Source organism: Candidatus Brocadiaceae bacterium (genome assembly GCA_012728835.1).
Lineage (GTDB): Bacteria > Planctomycetota > Brocadiia > SM23-32 > SM23-32 > JAAYEJ01.
This window is the reverse complement of record JAAYEJ010000045.1, coordinates 91314-113419: the sequence shown is the minus strand read 5'-3', so window position 1 is coordinate 113419 and position 22106 is coordinate 91314. Positions and strand designations below refer to the sequence as shown.

General features: G+C 70.7%; 22 protein-coding genes. 12 read left to right on the top strand and 10 right to left on the bottom strand.

Annotation, left to right across the window (positions count from 1 at the left end):
• From GXY85_07310 to GXY85_07300, 3 genes are all read left to right on the top strand, one after another.
• Positions 1 to 148: hypothetical protein (locus GXY85_07310; GenBank protein ID NLW50640.1), on the top strand; the 148-nt coding region annotated here is incomplete at its 5' end.
• 175 nt (positions 149 to 323) lie between these two features.
• Entirely contained in the window at positions 324 to 2627 is a 2304-nt protein-coding gene (locus GXY85_07305; GenBank protein ID NLW50639.1) for a glycosyltransferase, read from the top strand.
• A gap of 47 nt (positions 2628 to 2674) precedes the next feature.
• On the top strand, positions 2675 to 3901 hold the full coding sequence (locus tag GXY85_07300) for a glycosyltransferase (GenBank protein ID NLW50638.1): 1227 nt from the start codon (positions 2675 to 2677) through the stop codon (positions 3899 to 3901).
• A gap of 25 nt (positions 3902 to 3926) precedes the next feature.
• On the opposite strand, the gene GXY85_07295 is transcribed toward GXY85_07300, so the two are convergent.
• The 7 genes from GXY85_07295 to GXY85_07265 all read right to left on the bottom strand — a co-directional run bounded on the left by GXY85_07295 (position 3927) and on the right by GXY85_07265 (position 10645).
• Positions 3927 to 5474, bottom strand: a complete 1548-nt coding sequence (locus GXY85_07295) for a KamA family radical SAM protein (GenBank protein NLW50637.1) — start codon at positions 5472 to 5474, stop codon at positions 3927 to 3929.
• Positions 5475 to 5502: 28 nt separating this feature from the next.
• Positions 5503 to 6879: an ATP-grasp domain-containing protein gene (locus GXY85_07290; protein NLW50636.1), complete on the bottom strand. Its 1377-nt coding sequence runs from the start codon at positions 6877 to 6879 to the stop codon at positions 5503 to 5505.
• Between the two features lie 112 nt (positions 6880 to 6991).
• Positions 6992 to 7330, bottom strand: a complete 339-nt coding sequence (locus GXY85_07285) for an ATPase (GenBank protein NLW50635.1) — start codon at positions 7328 to 7330, stop codon at positions 6992 to 6994.
• Between the two features lie 36 nt (positions 7331 to 7366).
• Positions 7367 to 7726: a dinitrogenase iron-molybdenum cofactor biosynthesis protein gene (locus tag GXY85_07280; protein NLW50634.1), complete on the bottom strand. Its 360-nt coding sequence runs from the start codon at positions 7724 to 7726 to the stop codon at positions 7367 to 7369.
• Positions 7727 to 7797: 71 nt separating this feature from the next.
• The gene (locus GXY85_07275; protein NLW50633.1) at positions 7798 to 8163 is read right to left on the bottom strand and encodes a DUF5320 domain-containing protein; all 366 of its coding nucleotides are present in this window, start codon (positions 8161 to 8163) and stop codon (positions 7798 to 7800) included.
• Between the two features lie 348 nt (positions 8164 to 8511).
• A complete protein-coding gene (locus tag GXY85_07270) occupies positions 8512 to 8880 on the bottom strand; it encodes a DUF134 domain-containing protein (protein ID NLW50632.1) in 369 nt (122 codons plus the stop codon).
• Positions 8881 to 8968: 88 nt separating this feature from the next.
• Positions 8969 to 10645, bottom strand: coding sequence for a protein kinase (locus GXY85_07265; protein NLW50631.1), 1677 nt, complete (start codon positions 10643 to 10645; stop codon positions 8969 to 8971).
• Positions 10646 to 10766: 121 nt separating this feature from the next.
• Here GXY85_07265 and GXY85_07260 point away from each other — a divergent pair, with 121 nt between their 5' ends.
• The 3 genes from GXY85_07260 (at position 10767) to GXY85_07250 (ending at position 15323) form a co-directional block, all read left to right on the top strand.
• Positions 10767 to 12878 (top strand): hypothetical protein, encoded by a 2112-nt coding sequence (locus GXY85_07260; GenBank protein NLW50630.1) that lies wholly within the window; start codon positions 10767 to 10769, stop codon positions 12876 to 12878.
• A 103-nt stretch (positions 12879 to 12981) separates the two neighbouring features.
• A complete protein-coding gene (locus GXY85_07255; GenBank protein ID NLW50629.1) occupies positions 12982 to 14982 on the top strand; it encodes an ABC transporter ATP-binding protein in 2001 nt (666 codons plus the stop codon).
• A complete protein-coding gene (locus tag GXY85_07250; protein NLW50628.1) occupies positions 14979 to 15323 on the top strand; it encodes a hypothetical protein in 345 nt (114 codons plus the stop codon). Before GXY85_07255 ends, GXY85_07250 begins: the two co-directional genes overlap by 4 nt.
• On the opposite strand, the gene GXY85_07245 is transcribed toward GXY85_07250, so the two are convergent.
• Positions 15262 to 15744: a hypothetical protein gene (locus tag GXY85_07245; GenBank protein ID NLW50627.1), complete on the bottom strand. Its 483-nt coding sequence runs from the start codon at positions 15742 to 15744 to the stop codon at positions 15262 to 15264. The genes GXY85_07250 and GXY85_07245 overlap by 62 nt on opposite strands.
• A gap of 265 nt (positions 15745 to 16009) precedes the next feature.
• Here GXY85_07245 and xseB point away from each other — a divergent pair, with 265 nt between their 5' ends.
• The 6 genes from xseB to GXY85_07215 are packed head-to-tail and all read left to right on the top strand — an operon-like array spanning position 16010 to position 19879.
• A complete protein-coding gene (xseB, locus tag GXY85_07240; protein ID NLW50626.1) occupies positions 16010 to 16276 on the top strand; it encodes an exodeoxyribonuclease VII small subunit in 267 nt (88 codons plus the stop codon).
• A gap of 21 nt (positions 16277 to 16297) precedes the next feature.
• Positions 16298 to 17140, top strand: a complete 843-nt coding sequence (locus GXY85_07235) for an NAD(+)/NADH kinase (protein ID NLW50625.1) — start codon at positions 16298 to 16300, stop codon at positions 17138 to 17140.
• On the top strand, positions 17130 to 17387 hold the full coding sequence (locus tag GXY85_07230; GenBank protein ID NLW50624.1) for a 4Fe-4S dicluster domain-containing protein: 258 nt from the start codon (positions 17130 to 17132) through the stop codon (positions 17385 to 17387). The genes GXY85_07235 and GXY85_07230 overlap by 11 nt, the downstream gene beginning before the upstream one ends.
• Before the next feature lie 32 nt (positions 17388 to 17419).
• Complete coding sequence (gene vorB / locus GXY85_07225) at positions 17420 to 18484, top strand: 3-methyl-2-oxobutanoate dehydrogenase subunit VorB (protein NLW50623.1); 1065 nt, start codon at positions 17420 to 17422, stop codon at positions 18482 to 18484.
• A 19-nt stretch (positions 18485 to 18503) separates the two neighbouring features.
• Positions 18504 to 19277, top strand: coding sequence for a 2-oxoglutarate oxidoreductase (locus GXY85_07220; GenBank protein NLW50622.1), 774 nt, complete (start codon positions 18504 to 18506; stop codon positions 19275 to 19277).
• 26 nt (positions 19278 to 19303) lie between these two features.
• A complete protein-coding gene (locus tag GXY85_07215; GenBank protein ID NLW50621.1) occupies positions 19304 to 19879 on the top strand; it encodes a 2-oxoacid:ferredoxin oxidoreductase subunit gamma in 576 nt (191 codons plus the stop codon).
• A 10-nt stretch (positions 19880 to 19889) separates the two neighbouring features.
• On the opposite strand, the gene GXY85_07210 is transcribed toward GXY85_07215, so the two are convergent.
• Together GXY85_07210 and GXY85_07205 are read right to left on the bottom strand one after the other, a co-directional pair.
• Positions 19890 to 21164 (bottom strand): hypothetical protein, encoded by a 1275-nt coding sequence (locus GXY85_07210; protein ID NLW50620.1) that lies wholly within the window; start codon positions 21162 to 21164, stop codon positions 19890 to 19892.
• A gap of 84 nt (positions 21165 to 21248) precedes the next feature.
• Positions 21249 to 22088 carry a hypothetical protein gene (locus GXY85_07205; protein NLW50619.1) on the bottom strand — a complete coding sequence of 280 codons (840 nt, stop codon included), beginning with the start codon at positions 22086 to 22088 and terminating at the stop codon, positions 21249 to 21251.
• Between the last annotated feature and the right edge of the window lie 18 nt (positions 22089 to 22106).

The window sequence follows — 22106 nt, the reverse complement described above, 5'->3', positions numbered from 1 at the left end:
GCTGCTGTTCGGCAGCGACCTGCAGGACCTGCCCATCGCCTGGGGGCTGGGGCCCATCCTGTTCGCCCGCCTGCCCGTCGAGCAGAAGCGGATGATCCTGGGCGGCAACCTGCGCCGGCTCCTGACCGAGTACAGCCTCCATCCATAGCGCCCGCGAGCGCGGCCGGCGTCGTCCTGGCGGGGGGGCCCGATGAGCCCGGGGCACGGCCGGCGATTCGGGGGGCCACGGTTTGCGGCCCGAAGGCGCGGGGGCTATAATCAAGGGGTGGTCGTGGGGGACCGAGGCGTTGCCGAACTGAACAGCCGGGAGATGGGGGGCCGGGATGCCGGAAGACCTCAGCAGCCTCAAGGACGCCGTGGCCTTCATCTCCACCTACCCGCCGCGCCAGTGCGGCCTGGCCACGTTTGCCTCGGACCTGGTGGCGGCCGTGCGCGGGCGCACCGAAGGCCGCCTGCGCACCGTCGTGATCGCGATGGACGACCCGGAGGAGGACCTCGACTACCCGCCGGAGGTCCAGTATGCTCTCCGCCAGCACGACAACGCGGACTACGTGCGCATCGCGGAGATACTCAACTACAGCAAGGTGCGGGCCGTCTCGCTCCAGCACGAGTTCGGCATCTTCGGCGGCCGCGACGGGGCCTACGTGCTCGACCTGCTGCGCGAGCTGCGCTGCCCCATCATCACGACCTTCCACACCGTCCTGCGCGAGCCGAGCCCCAGCCAGCGGGCGGTGATGGACGAGTTGATCGCCCTGAGCAACCTGCTCGTGGTGATGAGCGAGCTTGGCGCGCAGTTCCTCCAGGAGATCTACGGCGCGCCGGACGTGAAGATCCGGCTGATCCACCACGGCGTGCCCACGATCCCGCTGGTCGAGCCGCAGCACTACAAGGCCCAGTTCGAGATGGAGGGGCGCACGCTGGCGCTCACCTTCGGCCTGCTGGGGCCGGGCAAGGGCATCGAGTACGCCCTGCAGGCCCTGCCGCGCGTCGTGGAGCAGCGGCCGGACTTCTGCTACATCATCCTGGGCGCCACGCACCCGAACATCGTGCGCGAGCACGGCGAGAGCTACCGCCTGGGCCTGCAGCGCCTCGCCCGCGACCTGGGCCTCCAGCGGAACGTCCTGTTCAGCGACCGCTTTGTCAGCCTGGAGGAACTCTGCGAGTTCCTGAAGGCCGCCGACTTCTACGTCACCCCGTACCTGAACCGCGAGCAGATCACCAGCGGCACGCTGGCCTACGCGCTCGGGGCCGGCAAGCCCATCGTCTCGACCGACTACTGGTACGCCGAGGAACTGCTGGCCGACGGCCGGGGCCGGGTGGTCGCCACGCGCGATCCCGATGCCATCGCCGAAGCCCTGATCGAGCTGCTGGAGAACCCCGCCCGCGTGCGCGAGATGCGGGTGAACGCCTACGAGTTCTCCCGCCGGATGACCTGGAACGAGGTGGGCCGCCGCTACCTGGATACCGTCCGTGAGGCCATCTCGACCGCCCGCGTGCGCGCCTCGATGCCGGACGTCAGCATGCGCCACGAGCTGGCCATCACCGGCCTGCCCCGCCCGCGCCTGGACCACCTGATGCGCCTGTCCGACGACACGGGCCTGCTGCAGCACGCCCGCTACTCGGTGCCCGACCGCGCCCACGGCTACTGCACCGACGACAACGCACGGGCGCTCGTCGTGGCCTCGAAGTTCTACGACCTCTACCGCTCCGCCGAGGCCCAGCGGCTGCTGGACACCTACCTGGCCTTCATCACCTACGCGCAGCGCAGCGACGGGCTCTTCCACAACCTGGTCAGCTACAACCGCGTGTTCCTGGACGAAGCGGGAAGCGACGACTGCTACGGCCGCGCGCTCTGGGGGCTGGGGTACACGATGTACCGCGGGCCGGCCACGCACGTGCGCCTCGCCCAGGAGGTCTTCGAGAACGCCGCCGCGCACCTGCCCCAGCTCAACCTGCGCGGACGCGCATACGCCATCCTCGGCCTCTACTACTACCTGCAGCGTTACCCCGAAGCCGAAGACATCGTCGCGAAGATCGACCGGCTGGCCGGGCATCAGATCACGCTCTACCGCCGGGCAGCCGGCGACGACTGGCTCTGGTTCGAAGACGTGGTCAGCTACGACAACGCCGTGATCCCGCAGTCCCTGTTCCTGGCCTACGAGGTGACGCAGGATCAGCGCTACCTGGAGGTGGCCGCCGGAAGCCTGGACTTCATCCTCCGCATGTGCGCCCGCACGAACCACCTCTCCCTGGTCGGCAACGCCGGCTGGCACCGCCGCGGAGAGGGCGCGCCCGCCGGGTTCGACCAGCAGCCCATCGACGCCTGCGGCCTGGTCGAGGCCTGCAAGGTGGCCTTCCGGCTGACCGGCCGCCGCGAGTACCTGCGTTCCATGCGCATGGCCTTCGACTGGTTCCTGGGCGTCAACGACGTGGGTGAGTCCCTCTACAACTTCCGCACCGGCGGCTGCGCGGACGGCCTGATGGCGCACGGCGTCAACAGCAACCAGGGCGCCGAGAGCACCCTCTGCTTCCTGCTGGCCCTGCTGACCCTGGTCGAAGCCTTCAGCGAGCAGGAACGCGCCGCCCGGGGCACCGCCGCCGGCCGGCCCCCTGGCACGAAGGTCTGAGCCCCCCAGGCAGACGCCACAACCCCCGCACCGGAGAGCCCCCTTCCATGGCCGCAAAGAAGCCCGTCGTTCTGGTCGGCACCTGGCCGCCGCGCAGGTGCGGCATCGCCACCTTCGCCGAAGAAGCCCTCGAGTTCATCCGCAAGCACGAACCGGACCGGCCGGCCTTCGTTATCTGCCACACGGACGGCCGGGGCCCGAACGTCTTCCCGCTGATCGACATGTCGCGCGCCGACTGGTACGAACCCGTCGTGCGCAAGATCCGGGAGCTGGACCCCTACGTCGTCCACTGCCAGCACGAGTACGGCATCTACAACTACGTGGACGAACAGGGGCGGTCGGACATGAACGAGGGCTTCCTGCGCATGCTGGAGGCCCTGCCCGACGTGCCCAGCGTCGTCGAGCCCCACACCGTGCACGGCCGGATGAAGGAGCACGAGGAGCAGTTCATCCGCCGGCTCGCCGCCGCCTGCAACGTGCTGCTGTTCAAGTGCCACTACCAGAAGTGGCGCCTGGACTGGACCTTCTCCACCCACGGCTGGACGCGCCCGCACAACATCATGATCGTGCCGCACGGCGCCCGCCCCGACCGCCGCTACGCCATCGACCAGGTCGACCGGCTCAAGGAGGACCTCGGGCTGGGCCACCTGCGCGGCCGCCACATCATCGGCATGGTCGGCTGGATCCAGTCCAACAAGCGCTGGGACATCGTGACGAACCTGTGGGCCGACCTCTGCCGGGAGATCCAGACGCAGACCGGGCAGCAGTGGCTGCTCCTGGCCGCCGGCGACATGCGCGACCCCCACGACCAGGGCGAGTTCACCCGCTACGTCAACGGCGTGCGCCTGCTGGAGCAGAAGGGCATGGCCCACTTCTACCAGTTCACCCCGCGCGGCGAGACCTACTACAAGGTCATGGGCGTCTGCGACTTCGTGGTGCTGCCCAGCATCGACGAGACGCAGTCCGGCACGCTGGCCCGCATCATCGCGCTCAACAAGCCCTACGTCACGACCGCGCCCCTGGAGGGCCTGACCGCCCAGACGCTGGAGAGTGGCGGTGGCCTGCTGTTCACCAACCGGAAGATGCTGCGCCAGCAGATCCTGCGCCTCGCCACCGACGAGGGCCTGCGGTGGGAACTCGGGCACAACCTCTACCGCTACCTGATCGACGAGGTGAGCTGGGAGGTCGTCGCCGCCCGATACTACGAGGCCTACCGGGCCGCCAACGCCGAGGTGCACGAGGGACGCCCTCTGAGCATCCCCCCGGAGTTCTGAGGCGACCGCGCGCCGACGGCCAGGGCTACCACGTGTACTTCCGAAAGCCGAAGCCCTCGTCGTGCCCGTAGACGGCCGGGTCCGCGTCGGGATAGACGACTTCCTCGCCGTTCCAGGGGCGTCGCAGCGTTACCTCGCCCTTGCCGAACCGGACGACGTTGTCGCGGTGCAGCGGCACCTTGCCGCCGGCCGCGGCGATGTAGCGGGGGATGGCGTCGCCCGAGATGTTCCCGTACATGCTCTCGACGATGTCGCGCCCCACCTCGACCGGCACGCGCATGTGGGCGAACTGCGGATTGCGGTGGCTGCAGTTGAAGATGTAGTAGGGCCGCACGTAGGCGGCCTGGATGGTCTCGCAGAGCTTCCACATCTTCGTGCGCGTGTCGTTGACGTGCCGCAGGAGCACGGCCTGGTTGAGGACTGCGCTGACGCGGCGCGCGATCCGCTTGAACGCCTCCTTCGAGACCGGCGTGATCTCCTGCGCCGTGTTGATCTGCGTGACCACGCGCAACGGCGAGCGCTCGTTGCTCTCCTCCAGGATGTCCAGCAGCTCGGCATCGATGCGCTGCGGGGTCGTCACGGGCACACGCGTGCCCAGCCGCTTCATCGTCACGTGTTCGATCTTGTCCAGTTCGCTCAGAAACCACCGGATCGTCCGGTTGGACAGCAGGAAGGCGTCGCCGCCCGTGATGAGCACGTCGCGGATGGCCGCGTGGGCGCGGATGTAGGCGAGCGCCTCCTCGTAGGCCTCCGTCGGGAAGGTGCGGTCCCGGCTGCCGATGTGCGCGATGCGCAGGCAGTGCGTGCAGTACATCGCGCAGACGTTCGTCACCTTGACGGCGACCACGCGGGGATAGAACTGGTCGATCAGGCGCGCCGGCGAATGGTCCGAGGCGACCGGCGGGATCTCCTCGCCCGCGTTGTCCACCATCTCCCCGGTCGGCACGGACTGGAGCAGAACGGGGTCGTCCGGCCGGTCGGCCATGATGAGGCCGGCGTAGTAGGGCGTCAGCCGCATGCGGCAGGACCGCGTGACCCGCGCGACGTCGCGCAGGGCGTCCGGCGGCAGGGGCACGCACCTCGCCAGCGTCTCGACGTCGCCGATGGCGTGGCCGAGCTGGCCGGTGAAGGTGCTCCATTCGTCGGCCGAGATGCCCAGGACGCGGCGGATGCGGTCGTGATTCTCCCGGATGCGGTCCCACAGCTCCAGCCCGCTGGGCGCCTCGCTCGCGTGCGTGCGCAGGTATTCGGCCACGCGCTCGCTCGCGCGCGCGGCGATTGCCCGTGCGCGCCCCACTCGCCCGCCGACCGTCACGCCGTGTTCGTCGCACCGCTCGTGCCGCGCGCAGAGCGCGGCCAGGTCCTCCCGCGTGACGCCGATCGCCGCGGCTCCCGTGCCGGCCGTGCGCCGGGCCGCCAGCAGCGCCTCGAAGAACCCGGCGATCACGGCCGGGGAATCGGACTCGCAGGCCCGGGCATACTGCGCCCGCAGGTCCTCCGCCGGGCCGGCCCCGCCGCCGCGCTCGCACAACTCGTCGAGCAACTCCTCAGTGTACGCATCCAGCGTGCCCATCGTCCGCCGCCTTTCCGGAAACTCGACCTCACCGAGCGGCCAGCGAGTCGGCCAGCCGGCGCCGGCCCTCCTGCAGCCTGGACAGCATCCCGTCGCGCGTCGAATCGACCGCCGCCACCCGCCCGAGGAAGCATCCCGCCTCGACCTGCACGTCCGCGCCGACGTGCTCCAGGAACAGGCAGCCACCCTCCCCGCCGCCGGCCACGCGCCGGAACAGATCGCGCTCGGCCATCTCCTGGGACAGGAACCGCCCGGTCGCCGCCGGCGTGAGCGCCTTGTGGTTGAACGTGCCCCAATGCAGCGGCGGCCCGTCCGCCCGGGGCGGGGCAGTGTTCTCCGGGAAGGCCGACCCCGTCACCGCGCAGTATTCCAGTTCCAGCAGGTTCGGGGCGCCCGCCGGCAGCGCCTGGTCCAGCATGCAGCAGAACTCCATCGTCGTGCCCTGCTTGCGGGCGTTCACCTCGACCAGCCGGTAGTCGCCGCGCGCATCCACGATGAAGTCGCAGCCGAAGATGCCGCGGTAGCCCGCCCGCCCGAGCCGGCGCCCGATGCGGCGGACACACTCGCCCAGAGCCTCCTGAAGGGCCGCCGGCAGCACCGACGGCCAGGTGGACCCGGTGAAGCGGTTGCCGCCTTCGATGCGCTGGTCGGCCACGCCGGCGACGAACACGTCGCGCTCGCCGGCCGCGACCGCCAGGACCGTCGGATCGTGCGTGTGGGGCAGATAGCGGGTGACCAGGTACCTCGCGCGGGCGTCCGTGAAGCGTTCCGCGACGGCCTCGGGCGTGCGCGCCACCATGCTCTGCGCGCCGCCCGCCGATCGTTCCAGGCTGACGAACACGCCGTCCGGCCACCGGCTGAGCAGGTCCGGCAGGGCGTCCAGCAGCTCCTCGCGCCCGTCGCAGATGCGGTAGTCGGGAACCGGCACCAGGGCGCTCAGCTCGCGGTACTGCCAGAGCTTGCTGTTGAGCGTCTGCGCCAGCCGGGGGTCCGGCCCCAGAAGCCGTACCCCGGGCATGTCCAGCAGGGCCAGCCCCGGCCGGCTCTCGAACATCCAGACGAAGAGCCCGTCCTGCTGGTCGAGGATCCGGCGGACCGCCTGCCGCACCGTCTCGCTGTCCGAGACGGCCCGCAGGAACTCCGCGCCCGAAGGACGGACGGCCACCCGGGCACCGCGTTCCTGCGAGAGCCGCCGGGCCCGGGGGTTCACGACGATCGCGTTCGGCTCGGCGTAGATGTCCTGCACGTCCGGCACGACCGACACGTTCCGATACTCCCGGCCGAGGCGGCGCCGGAGCCCTTCGCAGACGAACTCGGCCAGCGGACACCCCTTCGCCTCGCCGACGTACAGGACGCAGGCCGCGTTGCGATTCCGTTCGACGCCGTGGGGGATCATGCCGTCCACACCGAGCCCGCCCTGACCGCACGTGCCGCGGGGCCGCGCGGCACGCGCGTCGCCCAAGCGACCCCGGCAAATGTAGCGCGGCCGGGGCTCACTTTCAAGGCCGGACGGCGCGTCAGTGGTCGCAGATGTTGTCGCCGGTCTGCAGCCGGCCGGCCAGGAAGGCCTCCGCCAGCTCGTGCGGCTCCGCCTCCGGGGCACCGACGATCACACGGATGCCGGCGTCCGAGAACAGATCCTGCGCCCGGCGGCCCATGCCCCCGGCGATGATCAAGTTCGCCCCCTTCTCCGCCAGCCACCGGGGCAGAACCCCCGGGGCGTGCGTCGGCGCCTGCATCCGTTCGACCTCGCCGACACGCTTCTCCGTCTCGTCCACGCTCACCAGGGCGAACTCCGTACAGTGCCCGAAGTGTGCGGACAGCTTCCCCTCGAACAGGGGCATGGCGATCTTCATTCTATCCTCTTTCTGACCTGAGCGGCTCCGGCCATTCTACCAGTGCGACGGGCGGTCCGCATCCGACACCTGCTCCAGCCGCCCCTGGCGGAACGCCTCGAGCGCCTCGGCGACCGTGCCGCTCGCCCCGACGCCCACCTTGACGCCGGCCGCCTGGAGCACCTGCATGGCCTTCGGGCCGATGTGCCCGCTCAGCACCCACTGGCAGCCCTTCTCGGCGACCGTCGTGGCCGACTGGACGCCGGCACCGCCGGCGGCGTTGACGTTCGTCGCGTTGTCCAGCGCTTCCACCTGCCCCGTCTCGTCGTCGTAGAACACGAAGAACCGGGCGCGCCCGAAACGCGGGTCCACCTGGGCCTCCAGATCGCCGCCCTGACTGGTCACGCAGATCCTCATGGCCTGCTTTCCTCTCTCCACACGCCGAAGGGGGGCCTGAGCGACCCCCCTTCGCATGCCGGAAACTCGGGCTACCGGCCCTGTTCCTTCTGAAGTTCCTCGATCTGGGCCCGGATCTCCTCGAGCTGCTGCTCGAGTGCCGTGGCCTGGTCCTTGAGCATCGCGGCCTGGCTTTCGCGCGACGGGGCGGCGTAGCCGTAGGCCGGCGCGCCCCACACGGGGGCTGCGGGAGCGTAGCCGGCGCCCCAGAACCCTCGGCCCCAGCCCATGCCGCGACCCCAGCCGCCACGGCCTCGGCCCCAGCCCATCCCGCGGCCCCAGCCGCCGCGACCATCCGCGTTCATGTAACCCGGCACGCTGTAGCCGGCGCAGAAGCCGGCGGCGCGCCCCGTCATCGGTCCCATCCCCATCGGTCCAGATCCGTCTCCGCCTGGCATGGCCAGACCTCCTCTATGGAAAAAGGTAACGATTCGATTTCAGTTCACCGCGCCCGCGTGTCAACGCGCCCGCGTGTCAACGCGCCCGCGTGTCAACGCGCCCGCGTGTCAACGCGCCCGCGTGTCAACGCGCCCGCGTGTCAACGCGGCCGCGTCATCTGCGCTCCGCACTTCGGGCACTTCATCTGGTAGCAGGGGGTTCCGCGCTGGTGCGGCGCCTGCGCGCCACAGCTCGGGCACACGCAGTGGCCGCCGGGCCCCAGGCCGAATCCGCCGCCCCGGCCCCGGCCGCCGCCCTGTCCGCCCCCGCCGCGTCCCTGTCCTTGTTCCTGTCCCAATGGCATCGCTCTATCCTCCTCCTTGTCGCCAGCCCCATCCGTGCCGGCCCCGGCCCGGGCCGCCCGGGCGTCCGGGGAAGGGCGGCGGCATGAACTGCACGGGCCCGCCCTCGATGGCCAGCGCGTGGCCCTCCGAGAGTGCCCGGGCCACCGTCCGCCTCGCCTCGGCCAGGATGCGGCTGACCGTCGGCCGGGACACCCCCAGCCGCTCGGCCACCTCCTCCTGGCTCAGCCCCTGCGCGTCGGCCAGGCGGATGGCCTCGTAGCCGTCCAGCCCCAGCCGCACCCATTGCAGGGCCCGCGTGGGCACGCCCGCCGGCTTGAACACCGTCACGGGCGGCCTGTGACAGATGAAACGCTGTTTCTTGTTCCTGGGCATCCGCGCCTCATTTTGAACATATGTTCATAATAGCCTGCCGACGGCAACGACGTCAAGGGGAATTCCGAAGCGGGGGGAAGCGGCGCGGTCAGTTCCCGGCGCAGGTCGTGAGCAGCAGCAGGGCGGCGGCCAGCACCAGGATGACCGCGACGGCGACAAGCAGGGGGCGCAAGGGCCGGGCGTCGGCGAAGCGCGCTGCAGCCTCCCCCGGCGGCAGGTCGGCCAGGCCCAGTGCGTCCACGTCCAGCACGAGGGTCCCGCGCTCGGCGGCGGCCGCGATGGCGCGCAGACGACTGCGCTCCGGCCCGTTGGGCAGCCAGGCGGCGGCCTCCAGCCAGGCCCGGCCGGCCTTGCGGCGATAGCCCAGCACGTAGAGGCGGCGGGCCTCGGCGATGCTGTCGCAGAACGCTCTGTGCATTCGCCCCTTGCGGAAGCGGGCGACGGCGGCAAGACCTTCGTCGCTCAGGGGGCCGGCCAGGATGAACGTCTCCAGGTGCGTGCGGGCCACCGGGTATCGTTCTGACTCCAGCGCGTCCACGAGCGGCTGCGGGAGCGCCTCGCGCGGGGCGGCCACGTCCTCTGCGGAGGCGGCCGTCTCCCGCGCGGTGGAGGCCACGGTGACGGCGAGGTCCGCCTTGATCGCCAGCAGGGTGTCGCTGTCCGCGCAGAGCGACTCGGCCCGGGCAATCGTATCCAGGGCGGATTCCGGCTTGCCCATCTCGGCCAGGCTCACGGCCTCCTGAAGGAGGGTCTCACATGCCTGGTGCCGGCGCTCGATCTCGTCGATCAGCGCGGTCACCCCTTCGGTGTCGGGCGGCAGCGACTCCAGGATGTCCAGCGCGGCAGCCAGCCGGCCCTCCTCGGAGAGCCGGCTGGCCTCCTCCCGGAGGGCGCCCGGGTCCGTCTCGCGCGCCGGTGTGTCCTGGAAGGCCGGGCCGGCCGGCCCGTCGCCCACCACCAGGACGATGCTGCTGCTGAGAACGTCGAACAGCTCGAACCCGTCCGCGGGCCGGTCGGCGCGCTCGGGGGCCAGGCACCTCTGGACGATCGAGCCCAGCCGCCCGGGCCACCGGCTCTCATCGATGGGCGGCGCGGGGGCGGCGAGGTCCGGCTGGACGCCCGTGTGGAGGTGCTGCAGGATGCGGCCGAAGGCGTACACGTCCGAGCGCGTATCGAAGTCCCGGACGTTTGCGCGCTGCTGCGGGTCCTGATAGGGGTGGATCAGGTGGGGTTCGAGGGCGCTGCACCCCCGTTCCCACTCGTCGGCCCACAGGCCGATGGCGAAGTCGCTGAACAGGACGCCGCCGCCCGGGAGGGCGAAGACGTTCGACGGCTTCAGGTTTCCGTGAGCGCCGGTCGCCCCGTGGAGTTCCCGCAGGGCCGAGGCGAAGTCCAGGGCGAGGTGCTCGATCCGGTCGTCCGTATCGGCGTCCCCGAGGTGGTCGGCCAGCGAGCCCCCGGGGATGTACCGCATGACCATGACGTAGTGCCGGCGGTCCGGACGGCGGTCGTACAGGTCGACCGCGCAGCGGCCGGAGAGGTCCTGCCAGAAGGTCAGTTCCTCGGTCAGCCGCGCCTGGGCCCGGGGGGTCTGCAGGTTGGCGACGGGGATCGCGCGGATGCAGGTGTCGGGCCGGGCATCCCTGGGGGGTCGGGCGAGCCACAGGGAGCTGAACTGGTCGGTCGTGAGGCAGTCGGCCAGGGTCAGGCCGCCGACGACCGAACCCCGTCGGAGCCCTTCGGGCGTTGACGCTTGTTCCGGCACCTTCCCCCCTCCCTGGAGAATCACAGGTGATTGTAGGAGCAGGACTCCACCGCTGTCAATCGGCGTCTTGGGCCGGCCGGCCGGCCGCGTTGACAGGTTCGGCTGGCAGGGATAGCATACGGTGGCCATGGCCGCCATCGCGTCCACAATCGTCTACATCCTCGGCACCGTGCTCTACGGCGTCCTGACGGGCCTGGTGGTGCGCCGGCGCGGCAAGACGGCCAGCGAGATGATCCTGCTGTTCCTGGGTGCGAGCGCGGGGCTCTGGTATCTGGGCAACGCGCTGGACCGGTCGGCGGAGCTTCTGATCGGCCGTCGCCCGGCGGCCATCGTGCGGGTGACGGACGTGTTCTGCTGCCTGGGCGTGGCCGTGGTGCCCAGCCTTCTTCTTCTGATGGCGCTCCTGTATTTCCACGAGCGGAAGCGGCGGCTGCCGGGCCGGGTCCTGGGGCTGCTGGGCGGGGCGCTGGTTCTGCCGGTGCTGCCGTTCGCCGTCCTCCTGGTGCACATCATCGGGGGCGAGGCCCGCCTGGCGCCGGTCAGCGCCGGGCCGGCGGGTCGCGCCTTCGCCGCCTGGCTGGCCCTCTCGCTGGTCTCGAGCGCATGGGTCTGCTTCCGGCAGGTCCGGCGCGTGCGGGACGTGCACGAGGAGCGCCTGTTCCGGATGCTGTTCTGGGGCATCGTGCTGGTGGCCGGGGCCCTGATGGCCAGCCCCCTGCTGATGGAGGGCCAGGCGGCGGCGCTGCGGCCGGCGTCCGAGGGCGACCTGATGGTCGGCCTGGCCGCGCTGTTCCCGGGCGTCGTCTTCGCCTACTACGTCTACCGGCACAACTACCTCGAGTTCGTCCTGCGCCGCAGCATCTTCTACGCGTTCCTGACCCTTCTGGCCATCGGCATCTACTACGTCCTGATCCGCGAGCTGTCGCTCTGGCTCGGGCAGCGCGTGGAGGGACTCAACACGCCCCTGGTCGAGGCGATCCTGGTGATCGGGCTCGTCTACCTGTTCCCCCGCATGGGCGACGGACTGCGCCGGCTGCTGCGGCTGGTGGTCTTCCCCCGCAGCGCCGACGCCGCACAGCGGCTGAGCGTGGTCAATCAGGACGTGCTGGCGGACCCCATGGTCGAGCCGCAGAAGGCCCTCGAACGCGTCTGTCGGGCCATCCGGGACGGCTGCAGGGTGCGCAGCGCCACGATCCTGCTGCGCCGCGAGGACCGGATCGCCCGTTACGGCAGCCGGACGCCGCGCACGTTCTCCGAGGCCGACTTCGACGCGATCCTCGCCGTCTGCGAGACGTCCGGGTCCGCCTGGCTGGAGCGCCAGGAGGTCCGCAACGCGCCCTGTCTGACGGCGATGCGGAAGCTGGGGGCCTACAGCGTCTACCCGGTCGTGCAGGCCGGGCGCCACTGCGGCCTGATTGCCGTCGGGCGGTCGCCGGCCGTGCTGCCGCTGAGCGAGGACGCCTCGGAGCAACTGGTCGTCATGGCGAACCGGATCGCCGACGCCATGGGCCGGGCGGAGTTGATCCAGGAGACGATGCGGCTCCAGCGCCGCCTCTATGGACGGGAGAAGCTGGTCAGCCTGGGGCAGTTGGCCGCCAGCGTCGCCCACGAGGTGCGCAACCCCCTCAGCTCCATCAAGTCGCTGGTCCAGTGCCTGGCCGAGGACCTGGAGGCGCGCGGGATCGAGGTGGAGGAGAGCGATCTGATCGTCGAGGAGATCAACCGCCTCAACCGCACCGTCAGCGGCCTGCTCCGCTATGCCCGGGCGCCCGCAGACGGGGATCGCGCCGCCGACTTCGCCGATGTGCTCCAGACCGTTCTGCAGGTGCTGCACCACGAGTTCGAGCGGCGCGGCTGCCGCCTGGAGACCGACCTGCCGGAGGACCTGCTCCCGGTCGCGGCGAACGAGGACGAGCTGAAGGAGGTCCTCTTCAACCTGCTGCTCAACGCCCTGGAGGCGATGCCGGAGGGTGGGCGGCTGCGGGTCTCGGCGCAGTCGGCCGACGGCCGGCTGACGGCCTCGGTTGCGGACACGGGCGTGGGCATCCCCGGGGAACTGCTGGAGCGGGTCTTCGAGCCCGCCTTCACTACCAAGCCCGGCGGCACCGGCCTGGGGCTGAGCATCGTGCGGGAGCGCCTGCGTCAGGCGGGCGGCTCGATCGTCTGCCGGAGCGCGCCGCACGGCACCGTCATGGAACTGGACCTGCCCCTGGCCGGACGGCCGCCGGCTTGACCGTCGGGCGCGGGGCCGGTTATGATCGTCGCCTCAGGACGGCCCGGGGCCGGCCCGGCGGGCCGTGTCTCTTTCTGCGTCACCTTGTCAGGTCATCGTCCCGATGCGTGAACGTGCCGGACAGAGCTACAGGAATCTCCTGCGCTTCTACCGCTACGGGTTCGCCTACTGGCGGACCATCGTGCTGGCGCTCTGCTGCATGATGGTCTACTCGGCCGCCGCCCTCTGCGCGGTGCTGCTGATCCATCCGCTGATCGACGCATTCCGGAGCGACGGCGCCCCCGCACAGGCGGTCCAGGCGGATCGGATCGCGGAGCCCGTCGTCCCGGCGGAGGTCGCGCCCATGCCGGAGGAAGACGGGCACGACGGCGCGCAGGAGCCGGCCTTCACCGGCCTGAGGGAGAAGACGAAGGAGTGGTTCCTGGGCCTGCCCATCGTGCGGAGGGTCTCCGCCTGGCTCCTGGATGATCTGAGCCTGACACGCATCGCCCTCGTGCTGCTGTTCGCCATCGGCCCGCCGTTCCTGGCGGCGGGCTTCCTGCAGGAGTACCTGAGCGGGCGCGTGGTCTGGAACGTGCTTGCGGACATGCGCGTGGCCGTCTTCGACCGCCTCAGCGATCTGTCCCTGAGCTACTTCGCGCGCCACCGCACGGGCGACATCGTCAGCCGCCTCACGAACGACATCAGCCGCACCGAGACGGCGCTCGGCGTGATCTTCAGCAAGATCATCATGGACCCGCTCATGCTGGTCATGTTCATTGGCCTGGCCCTGTGGTACAGCCCCGAACTGGCCCTGATCTCGTCGCTGACCGCCCCGCCGTTCATCTTCGTCATCAGCCGCTTCGGCTCCCGCATCCGGCGCCGAGCCGGCAAGATGCTGGAAAGGCTGGCCGATGTGACCGATGCCGTCACACAGATGCTCAACGGCATCCGCGTGGTCAAGGCCTTCCACATGGAGACGGCGGAGCGCGAGGAGTTCCGGACGCGGAACCATGCCCAGGTGCAGCGGGCCCTCAAGCTCGTCCGCAGCGAGGCCTGGGCCGGCGTGCTGCCGCACTTCCTGGGAGGCGTCCTGGCCACGACGCTGGTGCTCATGGTGGCCGACTGGCTGGTCGCCAACCGCGGCCTGCAGCTGAAGGAGGCCCTCGGCTGCATCATCGCGCTGGGCCTGATCGAGGGCCGGGTGCGCCGCATCGTCAAGGCCTACAACTCGCTCCAGCGCAGCACGGCCAGCGTCAACCGCCTGTTCGAGATCGTCGACTCCGAACCGGACATCCGCGATGCCCCCGACGCGGTGGACCTGGACTCGGTCGGCAACGGCATCGAGTACCGCAACGTCTGGTTCTCATACGGCGACGAACCCGTTCTGAAGGACATCTGCCTCTTCGTGCCGGCCGGCAAGACCTACGCCATCGTCGGCGAGACCGGGGCCGGCAAGAGCACCCTGCTGGACCTGATCCCCCGTTTCTACGACGTCACCGACGGCGCCGTGCTGGTCGGCGGCATCGACGTGCGCCATGTGGGCCGCCACAGCCTGATGGATCAGATCGCCATCGTGGGGCAGCATCCGTTCCTGTTCAACCGCTCCATCGCCGAGAACATCCGCTACGGGAAGCCGGGCGCCGACGACGAGGAGGTGCGCCAGGCGGCGGCCGCCGCCAATATCGACGCGTTCATCCGCGGCCTGCCGGAGGGCTATGAGACGGTCGCCGGGGAGGCCGGCGACCGCTTCTCGGGCGGCCAGCGGCAGTGCATCACCATCGCCCGTGCCCTGCTGAAGAACGCCCCCATCCTGATCCTGGACGAAGCGACGTCGAGCCTGGACGCCGAGTCCGAGATGCTCGTCCAGAAGGCGCTCGGGACGCTCATGGAGGGCCGCACGACGCTGGTCATTGCCCACCGCCTGTCCACGGTGCGCCATGCCGACCGCATCGTGGTCCTCCACCGCGGCCGGATCGTGGAACAGGGCACGCACGAGGAACTGCTGGCCCTGCAGGGCGAGTACTTCCGGCTCTGTCGCATGCAGTTCGCCAGTGCGGACGGCCCCGGAGCCCCCGTGCAGGCCCCGCCCGCCCGAATTCCACAGGAAGGGGAGACGAAATGAACACGACTCAGATGATGGGATGGCTCATCTGCCTGATCCTGGCCTTCTTCGCCACCGTCGTGTCCGTCCGCGCGAGCCTGCAGGCCGCCCTGAACGACCGGCACGTGGAGCAGATGCGGGCCGTTGCGGACGACCGGCAGGAGCTGCTGACGCAGATCCGCGACGCGCTGGAACGCATCGCCGGGCACATGGACGCCCAGGCGGCCCCCCTGACGGAACCGGCGGCCGTTGAGGACGTTGCGGACTCCCTCGAGCCCGCCGCGACTTCCGCAACGACGTTCAGAAGTGCCTCTGGTGGTAGCGGGCCAGGTCCGTCACGTGCTGTCGCTCCTCCGCAATGATGCCGTTGAGCAGGTCATGGTGCTCTTCGGGCACGAACGGCAGCATCTCGTGGTAGAACAGGAGCGTGTTGCGCTCCAGCTCCAGGGCCGTCTCGACGGCCGACCGGTCGTCGGGCTGGTTTCGGGCCAGTTCGACCCCGTCCCGCCCGGTCGGAAAGATGCGGCCCTCCAGCAGATAGGCCATGTAGGCCCCGTACTCGCCCTCGTAGGACTCCGCCGGCGGCCGCGGCGGCCCCAGGCTCTCCAGCAGCGACCGGAACTCGGCCTCGTGCTCGTCCTCCATGTGGGCCACGGTCATGGCGAACGCCGCCAGTTCGTCCGTTCCCGCGGCCTCGGCCACGGCCCGGTAGTAGACGGCCCCGGTATGCTCCTCCCGGATGGCCACCTCGATCAGCTCCTTTGCCGAGAACAGTTCAGGCATCCCAGCGCCTCCCTGCAAATGGCTCTCCGCACGCCCCGGACGCCCCCGCCGTGCCGCCGGCGCCACAACGGCCATGTTACCGCAAACGGCCACCCCGCGCAATCGGGCCGGACGTGCTCGCCGGCCCTCCACCGGACCTGCCGGCACCGGGACGGTGAAGGGGGAGCTTCCATTGCCCCCGGGCCGTACACTATAATGGCGACGAGCCCGCGTGTGGCGGCGGACATGCCGGCGGGCTGCGTTCACTCCAGGACCGGGGTTCCCGATGGCTGACGACGAGAGCGCCCGCCAGGCGTCCGAGGACGCGGCGCCGACCTTCGAGGAGGCCCTCCGGAAGCTGGAGGAGATCGTGCGACGCCTCGAGGAGGGCAACCTGACCCTCGACGAGTCGCTGCGGCTGTACGAGGAAGGGATTGCCGCCTTCCAGCGCTGCCAGACGTTGCTGGGAGAGGCCGAGCTGAAGGTCCGCAAGCTGGTGGAGACGCTCGACGGAGACCTGAAGGAGGAGCCGTTCGAGGGGCCGGCGCAGTAGGCGGCGTCCCTGCGAGAGCCGATGGCACCGAAGAAGGTCATCATCGTCGGAAACCGCGCCAAGGACGCCGTCCACAGGGCCGTGGCCGAACTCGAGCCCTGGCTGGCCCGGCGGGCCGAGGTGCGTGTGGACCTGGACCTGGAGGTCCCGGTCGGGCCCGGCGGGGCCGATTTCGCCCTGGTGCTCGGCGGCGACGGCACCGTGCTGCGCGCCGCGCGCGATCTGGCGCCGCACGGCATACCGCTGTTGGGCGTGAACCTGGGGAAGTTCGGCTTCCTGACCGAAACGGACGCCGAGAGCAGTCAGGCCGTGCTCGCCGACGTCCTGGACGGGCGCTGCCTGGTGGTTGACCGCATGATGCTGGCCTGCGAACTGGTGCGGGACGGCGAAACGGTGCTCTCGACCGTCGGGCTGAACGACGTGGTCGTCGGCCGCACGTCGCTCTCGCGCATCATCACGCTGGACCTGGAGGTGGGCGGCGAGCCGATGGTGACCTACCGTGCCGACGGACTGATCGTGGCGACGCCCGTGGGCTCGACGGCGCACAGCCTGGCGGCCGGCGGTCCCATCGTGCACCCGGACATGGAGGCCATGGTCGTTGCCCCCATCTGCCCGCACACCCTGAGCAACCGCCCGCTGGTGCTGCCCGCGCACCTGACGCTGGCCATCGTGCCGCGGCAGTGGGCCGAGCGTCCGGGCCTGACCGTAGACGGCCAGGTGAACGAGGAACTGCGCGAAGGCGACGCGGTCCGCGTGCGCAAGGCGGACCGCCCGCTCAAGCTGATTCAAACGGGAAGGAACGCCTTCTTCAGCACGCTGGAGAACAAGTTGGACTGGAGAGGGCAACCGCGCTATGACAGATAGACGATTCGAGGTCATCATCCTGGAGCGCTACTGCAAGGGCTGCGGCCTCTGCGTGGCGTTCTGCGAGCACGGCAAGCTGGTCATTGACCCCCGCCCGAACAAGCGCGGCGTGCAGGCGGCCGTCGTCCAGCCCGACGTGGAGTGCACCGGCTGCCTGCGGTGCACGGCGGTCTGTCCCGACGCGGCGGTGGAGGTGTTTCGCATCGGCCGCCGGACCGGCAAGGCGGACGCGTCCGCGACGAAATAGTCCCCGGCACTGCAACAGGATAGGATAAGGCCGTGCAGGACAACGAAGGACGGGTTCTCATCAGCGGCAACGAAGCGGCGGGCGAGGCGGCCATCCGCGCGGGCTGCCGGCTCTACGCCGGGTATCCGATCACCCCGCAGAACGAGCTGACCGCCTTCATGGCGGACCAGTTGCCGCTGCGCGGCGGCACCTTCATCCAGGCCGAGAGCGAAGTGGCGGCCATCAACATGGTCTACGGCGCATCGGCGGCCGGCGCGCGGACGATGACCTCGTCCAGCAGCCCGGGCGTCAGCCTGAAGCAGGAAGGCATCTCCTACCTGGCCGGCAGCGAGCTGCCCGCCGTCATCGTGAACGTGCAGCGGGGCGGGCCGGGGCTGGGCAACATCGCCCCGTCCCAGGGCGACTACTTCCAGAGCACGCGCGGCGGCGGCCATGGCGACTACCGCACGCTCTGCCTGGCGCCGGCGTCCGTGCAGGAGGTCTGCGACCTGACCTACGACGCGTTCGACCTTGCAGACCGTTACCGCAACCCCGTCGTGGTGCTCAGCGACGGGCTGCTGGGCCAGATGATGGAGCCGACGCGCTTCGACCACCTGCCGCCCCCGTCGCCTCCGGAGAAGCCCTGGGCGCTGACCGGCGAGCCCGGCCGTGCGCGGAACACCATCCGCTCCTACCGCCACACGGTGGACGCCCTGGCCGAGCTGAACGAGCGCATCCAGGCCAAGTATGACCGCATCTGCGCGGAGGAGACGCGCTCTGAGCAGGTCGGCCCGCCGGACGCCGACGTCGTGCTGGTGGCCTACGGCACGCCGGCGCGCATCTGTCGCCAGGTTGTGGAACAGCCGCCCGCCTCGCTGGGGCTGAGCGTCGCCCTGTTCCGGCCGATCACGCTCTGGCCGTTCCCGTATGCCGCCCTGGCCCGGCAGGCCCAGGGGGCGCGCGGGGTGCTGAGCGTGGAACTGAGCGCCGGCCAACTGATCGAGGACGTGCGTCTGGCCATTGACGGCGCCACGCCCGTGAGACTGCTGGGCCGGATGGGCGGCCGCGTGCCGACCGCCGCCGAGGTCGTGCGCGCGATCGAGGACTTCTTCGCCTGAGGCCCGGAGGAAGGGGCAGATGAGTACACAGGATGTGCAGAAGACCGCCCGCGACGCCCTTTACGAGCGCCCCGGGGCGCTTCTGGACGTCAGCACGCACTACTGCGCCGGCTGCGGCCACGGCATCATGCACCGCCTGCTGGCCGAGTTGCTCGCCGAGCTGGACATCCGCGAGCGGACCATCGGCATCGCCCCCGTCGGCTGTGCCGTGCTGGCCTATGACTACGTGGACATCGACTGGAGCGAGGCGGCGCACGGCCGCCCCCCCGCGGTGGCCACGGCCATCAAGCGCATTCATCCGGATAAGGTGGTCTTCACCTACCAGGGCGACGGCGACCTGGCCTCGATCGGCATGGCCGAGACCATCCACGCCGCCAACCGGGGCGAGAAGATCACCGTGATCTTCATCAACAACACCGTGTACGCCATGACCCAGGGCCAGATGGCGCCGACGACTCTGATCGGCCAGAAGACGACGACCAGCCCGCGGGGCCGCGACGTGGAGATGGGCTACCCCATCCGCGTCTGCGAACTCCTGGACCGGCTGGACGCTCCGGCCCTGCTGGCGCGCACCATGCTGGCCGACCCGTCCAGCATCCGCCGGACCAAGGCCCTGCTGAAGAAGGCCTTCCGCTACCAGATGGACGGGGTCGGGTTCGCCCTGATCGAAGTGCTCTCGCCCTGTCCGACCTACTGGCGCATGACGCCGGCCGAGGCATGCCGTTACGTTCAGGATGAGTTGACGAAGACCTTCCCCGTCGGGATCATCCGCGACGTGAAGGCCGGGCAGTGAGCCGCCCCCACTGGAGGTTCCCGCACGTGGCCGTTCTACCCGAGACGGACGAATGCAGGTTGATCGTGGCCGGCTTCGGCGGCCAGGGCATCATGACGCTGGGCAAGCTGCTCTGCACCGCCGCCATGCATGAGGGCAAGAACGTCACCTACATGCAGTCCTACGGAGCGGAAGTACGCGGCGGCACGGCGAACTGCCAGATCGTCATCGGCACGGGCACGATCTACAGCCCCGTGGTGGAGCAGGCGGACACCCTCGTGGTCCTCAGCCAGCCCTCCTACGACCGCTTCGCGCCCCTGCTCAGGCCGGACGGCCTGATGCTGGTGAACGCCTCGACGGTCGTGGTCGGCCCGGACGGCGCGGGGGCCGCCCGGCGGCTCGTGCGCCTGCCGGCCACCGAGATCGCCGCCGAGATGGGCGACGTCCGCGTCGCGAACGTCATCATGCTCGGCGCGCTCCTGCGCCTGACGCAACTGGTCGGGCTCGAGGCATGCCAGGCCGCAATGGCCCAACTGCTGGGCCGCCGGCGCCCGGAACTGCTGGACCTCAACGAACGCGCCATGGCGCGCGGCAGGGAACTGGCCGCCGACGCGCAGTCCTGAGCGGGCGCCCTCAGCCCCCGGCGCCGGCCCCGGCAGGGACCGGCACGGCGACCTCCAGCCGCCGGAACTCGCTGAGGAACACCTGGAGCGCCTGCGTGCGGGCCGGCGCGCCCGGACACGGCAGGTCGCTGAGCCGGTAGAGGCCGAAGTCCCAGAACTCCCTCGGCCGCGTGCCCGGCCACTCCAACCGGACCAGCCAGGCGTCGCGAGCCTCCGCATCCTGCTCCGGGAAGCCCACGTAGTCCACCGACACGATCGAGTAGCCGCCCCGGCGGCCGGCCGTGGTGCCGCGGATCCGCACGCGTTCGCCCGGGACGGCCGTGGATGCGCGCGCCAGCGGCGTGGGCATGTCCGACGGCACCAGGCAGACCACCTGGCTGGCCACCTCGAAGGCGAGACCGGTCGGCAGGTCGACCAGCATGTCGTTGCGCAGCGCCCTGACCGTCAGGAGTTCGCGAGGCAGGCCCGTGCGAAAGACGCCCGAGACGGTGTCCGTGAAGTCCACGTTGACGGGGTTGTCGGCCGACGCATGGCGGTAGACGGTGTTGGCGTCGTACTGCCCGTAGGCCTTCCGCGTGCCGGGCCGGCCCTCGCGGACGGCCGTGACCGCGGCCAGGCGGTCCAGGAGCGCATCGGGCGACAGGGCCTCAACGGTGACGGCGGCCTCGACCGTCTGCCCCGGCACGGCCGCGCACGGCACGGAGACGGCCACACGGCCGGGCCGGTCGATCACGAAGGGCGCAGTCGCGCCCTGCCAGAGCAGCTCCACCTCGCGCTGGACCTCGGGGACCTGGGCGTCGTAGGTGAACACGGAGTCGACCAGCACCAGCTTCTGAGCGGTTCCCTTGCCGACCAGGGCGCCTTCGACCGTGATCTGCTGGCCTGCGTTCACGGCCAGGGGGCCTCGGAGCACCTGCGGCGTCAGCGGCTGCTGCGGCGGCAGGCGGAACAGGTTCCGCAGGGCCTCCAGGCCGGTGGACGGCACCAGGCACAGCAGTCCGGCCTGGGTGCGGAAGGCGACGGCGACGGGATGGTCGCCGCCCCGGGCCCTGACGGTGCCGAGCCCCGCGGGCACGTCGGCCCGGCCCGCGTACGCGTCGCGGAAGCGCACGTCGGCGTTCACGCCGTCGAGTGCGGCGCGGTAGACGACGTTGGGCGACAGGCTCTTGTAGTGGCGCACGGGGATCTTGACCTCCCCCACGACGGGGGCGGCCGTCCCCTGCTGGGCCGCCGCTGCGGCGGCAGCCAGACCGATCGCCAGTATCACGCAGACTGCCCGTTTCATCAGCCCCCCCCTCAGGAACCAGTGGCCCGTTGCCTCATGCAGCCTTCTGTCGATCATAACCCTTGAACGCGCAGAGTCCAACGGTCATCCGGCAGCGGCATCCGCCATCAGGCAGGCCCCCAGCGCCGTGGTGAACTGGCCGCAGGGCGCCACGGCCGGCTGGATGCCCAGCCGGTGGGCCAGGGCCGCCTGCAGGGCGCGGCTGCGCGAGGGCCCCCCGTCGAACAGCAGCGGTTCCTGCCAGGCGCCCGCGGCCGGCAGGGCGGCCACGCCGGCGGCCACGCTGGCGAACACGCCGGCGGCGACCTCTTCGCGGGCCACCCCCTCGGCCAGGAGGGAGATCACCTCGGACTCCGCAAAGACGGTGCAGGCGCTGGTGATGGGCGCCGGCTTCCCGGCGCACAGCGCCAGATCGTCCAGGCCGGCCAGGTCCAGTTCCAGCACCCGGGCCATCACCTGCAGGAAGCGTCCCGTGCCCGCCGCGCATCGGTCGTTCATGAAGAAGTCGCGGATCATGCCGTCCGGATCCAGGACGATGACCTTGTTGTCCTGGCCGCCCACGTCCAGGATGGTACGGAAGCCTCCGCCGAGGTGCGGGGGGTTCGGCGGGGCGCCGAAGAGGCCGCGCAGCTCCGCCCAGTGGTCGGCCAGCCAGGCGGCGCCGGCCGCGTTGGCCATGATCTCACTGATGCGCGTGCGGGCGCCGGGCACGAGGTTGCGGCCGTAGCCGGTGGCACACAGTGGCACGGCCTCGGCGCCGGCCGACAGGCCCATCCGGTCGAGCGCCTGCCCTGCGAGCGCGCGGCTCTGCTCGGCCACGGCGGGGCGGGTGGGCTCCTCCAGCCAGGCTGCGGGGCGTCCGTCGACAAGGGCCATCACCTTCACGGCGGCGCTGCCCACGTCGATGCCGATGGCGGTCGTCATGGGCGCTCTCCCCCCGCC